This window comes from Tabrizicola sp. TH137, from assembly GCF_002855575.1.
Lineage (GTDB): Bacteria > Pseudomonadota > Alphaproteobacteria > Rhodobacterales > Rhodobacteraceae > Paragemmobacter.
The window spans coordinates 1-12,528 of sequence record NZ_PKRQ01000011.1; the positions used below are offsets into that span (position 1 = coordinate 1).

Consider the following 12,528-nt stretch of genomic DNA (forward strand, 5'->3'; position numbering starts at 1 on the left):
GTGCCGGACGCAGATCGCCCACCTCCATCGACCAGCCAACGATCGGAATTTTTGGTCCGTTGACAGAAGGTGTGCCGATGTAGCGCCCACCATTCCCGGCCAACTCGCCTGCAACCCAAAAGGTCAAAACGACTGTCAAAAGGAAGCCAAGGCCGATGCTGAGGCGCAGGCACTGATCAAGGCGTGCGTCCCGATCAAGCAGCGTTACCACCGCCACGATACTGACGGTAAGCATGAGCACTGTGGCGCCGGTTCCCATGAGTCCATACATCATCTCATGGAACGTTGTGGCCTCGTTGAAATGTGATAGTTCCTATCGCGACGCTTGCGCACCGACGTAGGACATCTCGAAGAAGAAGGCGGCAGCGGACGCACCGGCACCAGTGACCAAGACCAAACTATTCCGCCACGGCCCTGACAGTTTTTTCGAAGCCCAGGCAAGTGTCGCGAACAGAATGGCGAATGAGACCGCAAACTTGAATGGCTTTAGCCAAATTGGCTCGCTGTTGAGCATCCTGTCGTCCAGTGTGTCAATCGGCACGCAAACTTGCCCCCGTTTCGGCGTCCAAAATTGACCCCCCTATGCGGCGTGGAGATCAGGGCCTGAGCCGCCATTGATCGCGCCTGATTGACAGCGTTCGGTTTGGCTAATTGTAGAACGCATCGAGACGTTGATCGCGCTTCGGCAATCGCGAAGCAGGCAACCGGCTGATTTGTTTGCTAGGGCAGAACTCCGGAACCTCGCAGGTCAAGGACGAGACGGCCTACGACCGAGCCGTCCTCGATGAGGCGATGTGCTTCTGCTGCCCGCTCTGGCGGAAAGACCCCGGATATGTGCGGCGCGATGCGCCCATCGGCCAGAAGCGTCGCCAGAGTGGTGAGATCCTCCCTGAACCAGTCCGGGTGTGCTTTCCTGCGCCCTGCGATATCGTAGAAATGAACGTTCGGGTTTCGCAGTCGCGTTGCAAGTATCCGCAAGACTTTCATGCCAAGGCGCAGTCTTCCGAAGATCAGTCGCAGCCCTTTGGCATCCGCCCCGGCCCTGCGGAGTAGGGCCGTCAGGCCGAAGCCCACGTAGTGACCGCCCCTGGTCAGCCGGCGAAGGTGGGTCGGCAAAGGCTCGTGCGAAGCACCGTCGAGGATCACGGCAAAGCCGCCCTGCTGTGCTGCGGCAAGGTCGATCCGTCGGCTGAAATCCGGCGCGTCATAAGCGATGAAATCGGCCGCCATCTGCTCGACGAGGGCCTTCCGTCGGGACGACGCGACCCCTGTGGCCCGAAGGCCAAGCGCGCGGGCCAGATCCAGGGCGGCAAGGCCCACGGCACCCGTGGCGGCGATGACGAGGATATGCGCCCCTGCCGATACGCCTGCCTCACGGAACAGGCCCTGGTAGGCGGTCATGTAACTGAGAATCAAGGGCTCCACCTTGATCGGGTCAAGGTGACCGGGCAGAGGAACGAGGGATGCGGCGGGCAGGTTCACCCAGTCCTGTGCGCCGCCAACCTGGGTCAGCGTGGCGACCAGCGTCCCCGGGGCTGGGCCGGTGGTTTCGGGGCCAAGCGCCTCCACGTGCCCCACGACGTCGTAGCCCAGGGTCTCGCCCGGGAGGGTTTTTAGCATCGGATACAGGTTTCTTCGGATGAGCATGTCGGTAAAGACAAGACTTGATGCCATTACGCGAATGCGGGCCATGCCTTTGCCTGGGGAGGCGACCGCGGGCTCGGTCACAACCGAAATGACCTCCGGCCCACCATATGCGTTGAAGGTCACGCGGCGGTTGTTCTTCGGCGACCAAGGTAGGCTTGAAGTGACCAGATCAGAGTGTTCGGACGGCGGGGTATGGTGCATGGAATATCTCCTGGACGTTGGTGGCCCAAAGCGGTTGCGACTGGTCCGGTGCCCCTTGCGGGTGTGACCAGTGTGCGGCCTTTTCAGGCTGCGGAATCTAGACAATGGTCAGATTAAGCTGCCTTGCACGTCCCGGGCTGTCAAGCTAGAATTTGACCATCGTCCAGATTAACGACCAGCAGCAGAGACAGCGATGGCCCTCGCCGAGCGACGAAAGCGGGATACATATCATCACGGCGATCTTCGGACCGCCCTTATCCATGCGGCCGAGGTGGAGCTGACAGAGAGCGGCATCCCGAACTTCTCACTGCGCCGTGTGGCCGCACGGGTGGGTGTCAGTCATTCTGCCCCGTCACATCATTTCGGGGACACGCAGGGATTGCTGATCGCGCTGGCGGTCCGCGCGCTTCAGCAAGTTCTGGCGTCGATGCAGGTCCGTTCGGAGACGGAGACGGACCCACACGAGCGGGTCGTGGCATCCGGTCTTGGGTACATCGACTTTGCCCAGGCCCATCCTTCTATGTTTCGCCTGACTTTCGGGTCAGACATGATCTGCGGATCGCCAGAGCTTGACCGAGCCAGCGAAGCGGCGTTTGGCCATTTCGCCGAGGCGATCTTTGCTGTCAGCCCGGACGAAGATCGCGAAGCCCACCGCGAGAAGGTCTACCTTGCCTGGGCCGTCACGCATGGCTTTGCCGAGATGCTTCTGGCAGGACGGCTTGACTGCCTTCGCGACGACGGGAACGCGCGGATCGAGCGCATGTATCGCCGCGCTGTCACAGCGTTGCTTTAACAGGTCGCTGAAGAATCCGGCCTCGACGCGGGTTGCAGAACTGTTTCACCCTTCCGGGAAGCACGGGGGGTCTCTGGATGCGCGGGACGGACGAGACGAGCGGGTCGCTGTTCAGCGATGTTGACCTCGCGGAGCGCATTCCTGCCCGTCACCCGCTTCGCAATATCCGCCGGGTCGTGAACGACGCGCTGGTCAGCATGAACGTCGAATTCGACCGGCTCTAGCCCATTGACTATGGTTCTTCATCGAATTACTATGGTTCTATGAAGAACTAAGGAGTCAATGATGAACCTGTCACGACGCAAGATGATCTTCCTTGTCGGTGGGGGCGCCATTCTGGCAGCGGGCGGCGCCTTTGGCTTCGCAGCCACGCGCACCCCTCAGACGGCCTACCTGCCCTGGAGCCGGGCGGGCAGCTATGACGATCCCCGAATGAGGGCGCTGTCCTGGGCGCTTCTCGCTCCGAACCCGCATAATCGCCAGCCGTGGCTGGCAGACTTGTCCGAGGACGGTGCCATCACGCTCTACGTCGACACGGACCGCCTGTTGCCGCATACCGACCCCTTCAACCGGCAGATCACCATCGGGCTTGGGTGTTTTCTGGAACTCTTGCGGATGGCCGCGGCAGAGGATGGCTATCGCGCCGACATAACTCTCTTCCCGCAGGGCAGCAGCGCCACGGCCCTCGACAAACGCCCCATCGCACGCATCGCGTTGACAGCGGACTCCGCGGTTGTGCGCGATCCCCTGTTTGCCTGGGTTCCCGCGCGCCGTTCGAACAAGGAACCCTATGACACGACCCGCTCTCTGGCGCCGGAAGTCCTGACGCAGATGGCTGCAGCAGCCCGCAACGGCACCCGGTTCGGCGGCACCGTTGACCCCGCAGAGGTCGCCAATTGGCGCGCACTGACACGCGAGGCCCTGCGGATCGAGGTCGAGACGCCCCACACCTATCAGGAAAGCGTCGATCTGTTCCGCATCGGACGACGGGAAGTCGACGCGAACCCGGATGGCATCGACTTTTCGGGGCCGATGTTTGAATCGATGCACCTGACCGGCATGTTCAGCCGTGAGATCGCCGCCGATCCGACCAGCTTCGCCTTCACGGCGGGCATGGACGCGGTTTATGCCAATGCCGATACAGCGATGGGGCATGTCTGGCTTGTCACCGCCGACAACAGCCGCGAAACGCAGATCGCCGCCGGGGCAGACTGGCTCCGCGTCAACCTGGCAGCGACGGCACAAGGCATCGGGTTCCAGCCCCTTAGCCAAGCGCTGCAAGAGTTTCCCGAAATGGCCGGGCCTTACGCCCAGGTCCACGAACGGCTCGCCCCAGATGGAGGCACTGTCCAGATGCTCTCGCGCATCGGATACGGGCCGATGGTCGGAAACAGCCCCCGCTGGCCCCTAGAAAGCAAGATCATTTCTACCTGATCGTCAGTGCTTCCCGAATCTCGCCCGCACGGTCTTCGCTTCGCTTTGCAGATGAATGGCAGTGCGGACGTGGATCCTTCTCTGCCGCACAAGGGGTCACCACCAATGCAGTCAAATTTCTATCGTCCTGCAGGATATGCCACTGTCACACTCGGATTCCTTAGCCTTGGCTACGGCTTGACGACTTTGCTCGTCCGTATCGACTTTTTCGGCATCGAGGCCGCCAGCCCATCGGAAGTCATTAGCTTCTTGCAGACCAACACAGGGACTCTAGAACTGGCACTGATGTCGGCGATGGTCGGCTACCTCCTCGCCGTTCCCATGATGCTGATCATAACGGCGGCAGCATTTCAGGGCCTGACCACCAGGACGCTCGGCCGCGATGTGGCCGTCGGTCTCGTCTGGGCATCCCTGCCGCTCCGCCCGCTGTGGTGGGCAGCGATGATCGTGCTGATGCCGACGATGTTGGCGGTATCGGGCAGTTCGACAGAACCGGCGACGACGGCTGCGACCGTCGTGGGATACCAGATGATCTACACCGTGCTGAATACGGCCACCGAAGATATCGCGGTAAACATCTTGGGCGGGATCTGGTTCGGCATCGTCGGCGTCGTGATGGCGAAATCTGCCGGAGTGTCCCGCATTCTCGGTCTCACGGGCGTATTCATCGGAGCGTGCTATGTGGTCTCATCCGCGGAACTGTTCGGGCTGTCGATGGGAACAAGCGGAGAGATCATCCCGCTGCTCGCTGGCGTCCTCGGTCCTTTCTGGCTGGGCGCAGCGGGCCTTTACGCCGTCCGCAAGATCACCTGACGGGCTCGTGCAAACTTCGGAGTTGTCCAAACGTGGCAGCCCAGTTACGCAGAACTGCCAATCTCGTGGAAATAATCGTTCATGTCCGACTACTTTCGCCTTTTCAACGAAATTGGCATCATCGGCCAACTTTCGCGCGCGCTTCTGGAGGCCCGGCTTCCGCCGGGCTTCGTCGCGGCTCAGTTCTCGGTGTTGAACCACTTGGTGCGGGTCAGGGATGGCAGCACCCCGCTTGACATCGCCCAGGCGTTCCAGGTCCCCAAGAACTCGATGACGCACTCGTTACATGTTCTCGAGCGCGAGGGCCTGATCGAAATTCGGAAGAACCCACAGGATGGACGGTCGAAGTTAGTCTATATCACGGACAAGGGCCGAATGTTCCGCGAAGACGTGATTGGTGCGCTCGCGCCAGATATCGCGCGGATCGCTGCAGCCTTTCCACCGGACTTTGTGGCGCGTTTGCTGCCTGACCTTGAGACGCTTCGAAGGTTTCTCGATGCGGATCGGGATGTCCCAAAGTAGGCTGACAAACAGACACTGTCCTTTCGCGCTTGCTTAGAAGATCTGCGCTCGATCTCGCTTGGGACAACTCTGTACCAGAAGCCTATGCCCCCACATCTGACTCTGTTCTATGGGTCGAGCAATTCAGGCAAGACCTCCTCTGCTACGTCGAGTACGGCACCTACGCGCGCAACTTTTCTTATACCGGGGCGGAATGCTAAGAAAACCGGCGCCTCGGGGGAGGTCCAATCAGGCAAGCAGCGCACGAGCTTTCCACTTTGCACGTCATCGCCAAGCATGAAAGACGGAATGAAGGCAAGGCCTTGTCCGCTGCGTGCGAGCTCCCGAAGGATGCCGAAGCTCCGCACGGCGATGGGTCCGTTCACCTCTACGGCCGCCTGCAAGTCACCCGACACGAAGCGCCATGTTGCACCTGGTCGATCACCGCGGAAAGTGAGGCAGGGACTACCGGCAAGGTCTGCAGGCCGCTCTAGGGTCAACGTTTCAGCAAGGCTCGGCGCGGCCACCAGCCATCGCGCGAAGCTCCCCATACGGCGGGCAACCAGCCGGTCGTCATCGATACTGCCCACACGAATGGCGAAGTCAGTATCGGGATCCTGCATGTCCTCGAAGCCGTAGTCTACGCGCATTACGATGTTGAGTTCGGGATGGCGACGCCTGATTTCGGGGAAGAGTCGCGTGGCTACCAGGGAACCGAATTCAGGCGTAGCCGCAATCGTCACCTGCCCAGAAACGGTGACGCGTTCTTCCCGCACGGTTTCCTCCAGAAGGCCGATTTCCGCGAGGATGGACCTAATGCGATCATCGAGTCTCCGTCCCACCGGCGTCAGGCGCAAAGAACGGGCACCCCGCTCCACAAGGCGCACACCGAAGTGATCCTCAAGCTGGCTGACGTGGCGGCTCACGCCTGACTTCGCCATGCCGAGATGATCAGCCGCAGCACTGATTCCACCGAGGCGGGCGACAGTGTGGAAGCTATGCAGCGCGGACAGACTTAAGGTTCCAAAATCAGCAACCATTGGTTCAATATTACCAATCTGTTCTGATTTGTGAAGCGGATTTAACTCTTGCTTCGTCACCGCGCCAGATCGGCGCAATGCAGGAGAAACAAGTTCATGAACATTCTTATCACCGGTGCGAACAGTGGGTTCGGTCAGCTTATCATTGCCGAACTGCTGAAGTCGGGGCACCGGGTCGCAGGATCGATGCGTGATGTGGACGGGCGCAATGCCCGGGCGGCCGCGACGTTGAGGGCGAGTGGTGTGGAGATCGTCGAGATCGACGTGACCAACGACGCCTCGGTTGCGGCGGGCGTCGCAGCTGCAACGGAGCGGCTCGAACGGATCGACGTCCTCATCAACAATGCGGGTGTCGGCGCACACGGGTTACAGGAGAACTTCTCTGCCGAGGATTTCCGCCGCCTCTTCGAGATCAATCTCTTCGGGGTCCAGCGCATGATTCGTGCGGTTCTGCCTGAGATGCGGGAACGGGGCACAGCACTGATTCTCAACGTTTCCAGCCTCTTGGGACGTGTCGCACTGCCTTTCTATGGACCGTACAACGCGACGAAGTGGGCACTCGAGGCTTTGTCGGAGAACTATCGTGCCGAGCTTAGCCGGTTCGGGGTGGACGTGGCACTGGTCGAACCGGGCGGCTTCCCGACAGGCTTCATCGGCAACCTGATGCTGCCCTCGAATCCTGACCGTGACACTGGGTATGGTGCGATGGCAGCGGCACCGCGGGAGAGCCTCGCGCATTTTGAGGGATTCCTTGCCGCGAACCCGCAGCAGCATCCGCGGCTCGTGGCCGAAGCGGTCGCTGCCGTCGTGAACACGAAGCCTGGGGAGCGATCGTTCCGTACCGAAGTCGATCGCATCGGTATGGCGGATGCTATCCGCCCGATGAACGACTTGCAGGCAGAGGTTACGACAGGCCTCTTTGTCAACTTGGGCATCGCCGAAATGCTCCAGGTCAATCTGTCGGCACCTAAGGCGGCTTGACGCGTATGGAGCTCCGGACTGCCGCGGTCCGGAGCACTCCTTGACAGGGTGAAACAACAAGGAGCGGAATTCTGATCGCCCGGGTGACGCGGCATGCACTGGCCGTTATGTTCCGAAGTGTTCAGTTATCGCGCTGGAGGGATTGGTGGGGCGTTCTTACCTTTGTTCTTTTCGACGGAAATCGCTAAGCCAATGATCCTGTAGACCTAAAAGGGTTTGACGGGGAAACACTCTCAGGTTGCTGTCGCGTTCTTCGGTGCAACGACCAGTTCGCCACAGTCGACACGCCGTCCTGTCAACTGCAGATATCCGATCGCACCGTCAATGATACCGCACTCCTCCAACATCGGCAGTTGCCTGCCAAGGCTCTGGCAGCTTAGCCAACCGCACACAAAGCGGCGTGTTCGATTTGTTGCGGGAGAACGTCGTTCCCAACTTGGTTCGAATTCGCTGGTTAAGTGAAATCGCTGCACGGCCAAACAACCGACCCACTTGAGAGGGTTTGATCTCAGTGGCGTTTGGTAGCGGAGGGAACGGATCTGACGTAGACCTTCTCTCATTTTTCGACAGCTGGCCCTCTTGCCGGGCTGGCCCGCTAGACCGTCCCTGCGGATTTCATTCGAGGGGTATCGAGCGCGTTCAGAAGGAGATCGCGGGAATAAGCGATGCGAGGGTGCCGCAAGGCCCCCCTGGCCCAGACGAGACGCAGGCCATTGCTTGGACGCGCAGCGGGGGCTGGAATCTCCGCAAGCCTATCCGCTTCTATATCGCCTTGGCACAGATAGTCGGGAAGCACCGTCCAGCCGGCGCCTGACAAGACGAGTGATCGCAAAGCGCGGAGGTCGGGGACAGACACCACCGGACGCCGTCCGTCCAACGACAGTCCGTTCGCAGCGATCCAGGTGCGGATGAGCGGTAGATCAAGGTCGTAAGAGACGAAGGGTGCGTCAATACCGCCATCCGCCATGGACGGAAGTGTCACAGCGACAAGCGCCTCGGTCCCGATCAGGTGGCTGTCAAGGCGCGGGTCCTCGGGTGAAGAGGCGGTAACCGCCAGATCGACGGCGTCGGAGAGCAGAAGTTCGTAAAGGCTCTTTTTGTTGCCCGTCTGACGGGGGCCGTCTGTGGGAAGTCGCGGTCCTGTTCCATCTACGCGAAGCCTTCCGTTCGGGGGATGTCTGGCTCGCTCATTCCCGGCGGTATGGCGATCTGAAGGAGGCGCTTGTTCCGGCAGCGGTTGCCCGCGCCACGCCACGGCTGGCCATGCCGTTTGAGCCCGAAGCCTGGCTCGCCGACCGCAAGACACGAATGTCCGACGCCCTGCGTCGCTTGGAGCGGGCTGCAAAGGCCGGGGCCATTCCGGGCGGATCGATCGAAGATGGTGTTCTGAAGATCGACCGTTTGACTGCCGCTGTGCCCGAAGAAGCGGGCGCCATGGTCCTCGACCTCTACAAGCGCCTGCCGGAAATCAGGGTCACGGATCTGTTGCTAGAGGTGGATGACGAGGTCGGCTTCACCGAAGCCTTCACCCATCTGCATACAGGCGTGCCGTGCAAGGATCGGATTGGCCTCTTGAACGTACTGCTCGCCGAGGGGCTGAACCTCGGCCTCAGCAAAATGGCGGGCGCCACCAACACCCACGATTACTTCCAGCTCTCCCGCCTGTCGCGATGGCATGTTGAAGGCGAGGCGATGTCGCGCGCCCTGGCAAAGGTGATCGAGGCGCAGTCCGCGCTGCCGATGGCACGGTTCTGGGGTGCGGGACAAACGGCATCGAGTGATGGGCAATTCTTCCCGACAACCCGGCAGGGCGAAGCGATGAACCTCATCAATGCCAAATATGGCCAGGAACCCGGGCTGAAGGCCTACACCCACGTGTCCGACCAGTTCGGCCCCTTCGCCACCCAGACCATCCCGGCCACGGTGAACGAGGCGCCCTACATTCTCGACGGTCTGCTGATGACGGGCGCGGGCCAGAATATCCGCGAACAGTATGCCGACACGGGCGGCTTCACCGACCATGTATTCGCGGTCACCGCCCTCCTGGGCTTTCAGTTCATCCCCCGCATCAGGGATCTGCCCTCGAAGCGCCTTTACCTCTTCGATCCGGCGGCCTGCCCCAAAGAGCTGAAGGGGCTGATCGGCGGCAAGATCAAGGAGCCGCTCATCGCGGCAAACTGGCCCGACATCCTGCGCAGCGCGGCCACCATGGCGACAGGGGTCATGCCCCCGAGCCAGTTATTGCGGAAGTTCGCAGCCTACCCCCGACAGCATGAACTGGCGGTGGCCTTGCGCGAAATCGGACGGGTGGAACGGACGCTCTTCATTGTCGAATGGCTGCTTGATGCCGACATGCAGCGCCGCGCCCAGATCGGCCTGAACAAAGGCGAGGCCCATCATGCCCTGAAAAACGCCCTCCGCATCGGTCGCCAAGGCGAAATCCGCGACCGCACAACCGAAGGCCAGCACTTCCGCATGGCAGGCCTCAACCTGCTCGCCGCCATCATCATCTACTGGAACACCAAGCATCTCGGGCAGGCCGTCATAAGCCGCCGCCGCGCCGGTCTGGATTGCTCACCCGACCTTCTGGCCCACATCTCGCCTCTCGGATGGGCGCACATCATGCTCACCGGCGAGTACAGGTGGCCGAAAAGGGCTTAGCGTAGGATTTAGCACCGTCCGGCAGCAGACCCCAACGTCCTGCGCGGGAAGATCGCGCATCAGCTGACGCGCCCCGTGGGGCGGCCTTCGCTGACCAAAGTCAAACGGTTCTACGAGGACTTCGAGTATCAGGCGGCGTCCTGGGACAAGCCGCGCCGCGTCATCGCCAAGATCGAATGGCACCCGGGCGAGCTGTTCCCCAAAGTCGGCTTCATCGTCACCAACCTGCCGATGGAGCCGGATTGGGTGGCGCGGTTCTATAACCAGCGTGGCACCGCCGAGCAGCACATCAAGGAAGGCAAGTATGCCTTTCGCTGGACGCGGCTGTCATGCCGGAAGTTCCGCGACAACGAGGTACGGCTGCAACTCCACGCGCTGGCCTACAATCTGGCTACCTTCCTGCGCTGCATCGAACTGCCCGAAGCCATGGCCGAGTGGTCATTGACCAGCCTGCAACTGAAGCTGATCAAGATCGGCGCCCGTGTCGTGCGCCACGCCCGCGCCATCACCTTCCAGCTGGCCGAGGTGGCCATCACCGGCCTGATGGTCCGCGCTATCCTCGCCGCCATCCGCCGATTGCGAGCGCCTCCGTCATGCGCATGACCGCGATCCGGACCCAAACTGAACAAAAGCGGCAGGACAGGTCTGTCCGCTGCGCTGAAAAATGACGCTGCCGAGCAAGGACGCGGCGGTCTCGCGGTCCGATCCGTCCAGCTCCAGCAGTCTGCGCGACCGCAGAGGCCGCTCGGGGCGAAAACAATTGTCCAGCGGTCGGATTCAGGCGATCTTCACGTCAGTCGGCACCCCACTTGGGGAATCTCGGGTTGAAATCGAGTAAACCACGAGCATGCCTGCAGTAGCCTCCTGTGATCAGATCCGGTCACTCAGAGGTTCACTATGTCTCAAATGCTCCAGGCCCGTCTCGCAGGGCCGCAGGACAGGATTGCCACCTGTCCGTTTCAAGCAACACGCCAGATTGAGGGCCTGAATCCGCGCAATGCCCCCTATTGGCATCATCTGCTCATTGGGCGCCATATTGGCATTCACCGCCCCGACGGGCGGCACTGCAACTGGGTGGCTCGGCTCCTCACCGCGGATCGGCGACACGTTCAGAAATGTCTAGGACCAGCTCTGAACTTGGGACGAGGCTCCCTGAGCTTCGATGAGGCCATAAGCGATGCATTCGCCTGGTTCGAAGAATATGCTGCGAGGGGAGAAGCCGCTGAGCAGGCACCAAGGGGCCGAACTGACTGCCTCTGCTTCTCGCCTTTGGGGGAGATCTATACGGTCGGTCACGCTCTTCAGGATTACACGGCCTGGTCAAAGATCGCCCGATCAAGGGGTGGCCATTACAACATGGTCACTTTGGCCAACCATCATCTCACTCACGGTGTCACACATGTCCCGCTTGAGGAGTTTACGGCTCAGCACCTTCAGACCATCGCCTTGCAGATCATCCGCACGCCACCGCGACATGGTTTCTCAAAGAGGCATTCCCCTGTGGATCGGGACGACCTTTCGCCTGATGAGCTGCGCCGGCGTAAGCGGACGTACAATTCCATCATCGGCATTCTGAAGGTCGCTTTCTCCCACGCCTGGGATGCAGGCAAGATCGAGACAGACCGTCCGATCCGCTGTCTCAAGCGCATTTCTGTGGTGCACACCCCTCGGCTGCTCTTTCTGAACCGTGACGAATGCCGCACCTTGCTCAAACGCTGCACGCCAGCTCTTCGTAACCTGGTTCTCGCTGGCCTCTACACCGGATGCCGCGTCGGGGAACTCGCAAACCTTCGGGTCGAGGATGTTGGGTACCAGATTTTTGGCCTCCGGATATCTGCATTCAAGCGCAGCCCGGCCCGCTTCGTCTTTCTTCCAGACGAAGGGATGGCCTTCTTCTTGCGCATGATTGAGGACAAGGCACCAAGAGATCACGTCCTCCTGTCAGACAAAGGAAAGGTCTGGCAGCGTCAGCACACAAACCTGTTCCGGCGCGCGGTCCGGGAAGCAAAACTCCCGCTAGAATTCGTGTTTCATGGGTTGCGGCACACCTACGCAAGTGACCTCATTCGACAGGGCGTCCCTATCGAGGTGGTTGCCAGACAGCTGGGGCATGCGGACATCCGAACCGTCGCAGACACCTATGGCCACATCGCGGAACAGTTCCGGGAGGAACAGATCCGCACACGGTTCTCTCCGCTTGATGATGCCGAGCTTCGGGAAGCGCATCTGCGATCAGCACAGATTGAGGCGCTCTGGCACGATGTGCGAACCTATGATTGGCGAATGTATGGAGCAACTCCGACGGGCAATGAACGGCGGCCAAGAGCGCTCGTCAGGACGCCGAGGGAAGTCCTCGAGGCGTTCGAAGGGCAACTGGGCTAGGTATCGAGAGGCGTCTCGCTGAGTAGTAGTGTTGAAGGATACCGATAGCAAAGCGGACACGCTGAAACTCGCGCG

At 60.8% G+C, this 12,528-nt stretch carries 10 protein-coding genes and 3 pseudogenes; 9 read left to right on the forward strand and 4 right to left on the reverse strand.

Annotated features, from left to right (window positions below):
* Together C0V75_RS20925 and C0V75_RS20930 are read right to left on the reverse strand one after the other, a co-directional pair.
* Positions 1-271, reverse strand: a 271-nt coding sequence (locus C0V75_RS20925; protein ID WP_216821490.1) for a hypothetical protein, incomplete at its 3' end; no start/stop codon positions are given.
* 449 nt (positions 272-720) lie between these two features.
* Positions 721-1,848, reverse strand: a complete 1,128-nt coding sequence (locus C0V75_RS20930) for a zinc-binding dehydrogenase (protein WP_101922937.1) — start codon at positions 1,846-1,848, stop codon at positions 721-723.
* 193 nt (positions 1,849-2,041) lie between these two features.
* On the opposite strand from C0V75_RS20930, the gene C0V75_RS20935 reads away from it, so the two are divergent.
* The 5 genes and pseudogenes from C0V75_RS20935 (at position 2,042) to C0V75_RS20955 (ending at position 5,410) form a co-directional block, all read left to right on the forward strand.
* Positions 2,042-2,641: a TetR/AcrR family transcriptional regulator gene (locus tag C0V75_RS20935; RefSeq protein ID WP_101922938.1), complete on the forward strand. Its 600-nt coding sequence runs from the start codon at positions 2,042-2,044 to the stop codon at positions 2,639-2,641.
* A gap of 77 nt (positions 2,642-2,718) precedes the next feature.
* Positions 2,719-2,862 (forward strand): annotated as a pseudogene (locus C0V75_RS20940) (IS5/IS1182 family transposase); the annotation flags it as partial.
* Between the two features lie 61 nt (positions 2,863-2,923).
* Complete coding sequence (locus C0V75_RS20945) at positions 2,924-4,075, forward strand: twin-arginine translocation pathway signal protein (RefSeq protein WP_254216553.1); 1,152 nt, start codon at positions 2,924-2,926, stop codon at positions 4,073-4,075.
* Between the two features lie 177 nt (positions 4,076-4,252).
* Positions 4,253-4,888, forward strand: coding sequence for a DUF4386 family protein (locus C0V75_RS20950; protein WP_158241910.1), 636 nt, complete (start codon positions 4,253-4,255; stop codon positions 4,886-4,888).
* Positions 4,889-4,969: 81 nt separating this feature from the next.
* Complete coding sequence (locus C0V75_RS20955; RefSeq protein WP_101922940.1) at positions 4,970-5,410, forward strand: MarR family winged helix-turn-helix transcriptional regulator; 441 nt, start codon at positions 4,970-4,972, stop codon at positions 5,408-5,410.
* A gap of 107 nt (positions 5,411-5,517) precedes the next feature.
* On the opposite strand, the gene C0V75_RS20960 is transcribed toward C0V75_RS20955, so the two are convergent.
* On the reverse strand, positions 5,518-6,489 hold the full coding sequence (locus C0V75_RS20960; RefSeq protein WP_143710479.1) for a LysR family transcriptional regulator: 972 nt from the start codon (positions 6,487-6,489) through the stop codon (positions 5,518-5,520).
* Positions 6,490-6,525: 36 nt separating this feature from the next.
* Between C0V75_RS20960 and C0V75_RS20965 the strand changes: the two genes are divergently transcribed.
* On the forward strand, positions 6,526-7,410 hold the full coding sequence (locus C0V75_RS20965; protein ID WP_101922942.1) for an SDR family NAD(P)-dependent oxidoreductase: 885 nt from the start codon (positions 6,526-6,528) through the stop codon (positions 7,408-7,410).
* Positions 7,411-8,005: 595 nt separating this feature from the next.
* Here the strand turns inward: C0V75_RS20965 and C0V75_RS24215 are convergent.
* Positions 8,006-8,488, reverse strand: coding sequence for a substrate-binding domain-containing protein (locus C0V75_RS24215; RefSeq protein ID WP_371410710.1), 483 nt, complete (start codon positions 8,486-8,488; stop codon positions 8,006-8,008).
* 32 nt (positions 8,489-8,520) lie between these two features.
* On the opposite strand from C0V75_RS24215, the pseudogene C0V75_RS20975 reads away from it, so the two are divergent.
* From C0V75_RS20975 to C0V75_RS20985, 3 genes and pseudogenes are all read left to right on the forward strand, one after another.
* Positions 8,521-10,071, forward strand: a pseudogene (locus C0V75_RS20975) (Tn3 family transposase); the annotation flags it as partial.
* 36 nt (positions 10,072-10,107) lie between these two features.
* A pseudogene (locus C0V75_RS20980) lies at positions 10,108-10,674 on the forward strand (transposase); the annotation flags it as partial.
* A 753-nt stretch (positions 10,675-11,427) separates the two neighbouring features.
* Positions 11,428-12,453 (forward strand): site-specific integrase, encoded by a 1,026-nt coding sequence (locus C0V75_RS20985; RefSeq protein WP_158241911.1) that lies wholly within the window; start codon positions 11,428-11,430, stop codon positions 12,451-12,453.
* The last annotated feature ends 75 nt before the right edge of the window (positions 12,454-12,528 follow it).

Coding starts and splice junctions, on each gene's coding strand:
- C0V75_RS20945 (WP_254216553.1), top strand. CDS start 2,924: ATGATGAACCTGTCACGACGCAAGATGATCTTCCTTGTCGGTGGGGGC.
- C0V75_RS20965 (WP_101922942.1), top strand. CDS start 6,526: ATGAACATTCTTATCACCGGTGCGAACAGTGGGTTCGGTCAGCTTATC.
- C0V75_RS20930 (WP_101922937.1), bottom strand. CDS start 1,848: ATGCACCATACCCCGCCGTCCGAACACTCTGATCTGGTCACTTCAAGC.
- C0V75_RS20935 (WP_101922938.1), top strand. CDS start 2,042: ATGGCCCTCGCCGAGCGACGAAAGCGGGATACATATCATCACGGCGAT.
- C0V75_RS20955 (WP_101922940.1), top strand. CDS start 4,970: ATGTCCGACTACTTTCGCCTTTTCAACGAAATTGGCATCATCGGCCAA.
- C0V75_RS20985 (WP_158241911.1), top strand. CDS start 11,428: ATGGTCACTTTGGCCAACCATCATCTCACTCACGGTGTCACACATGTC.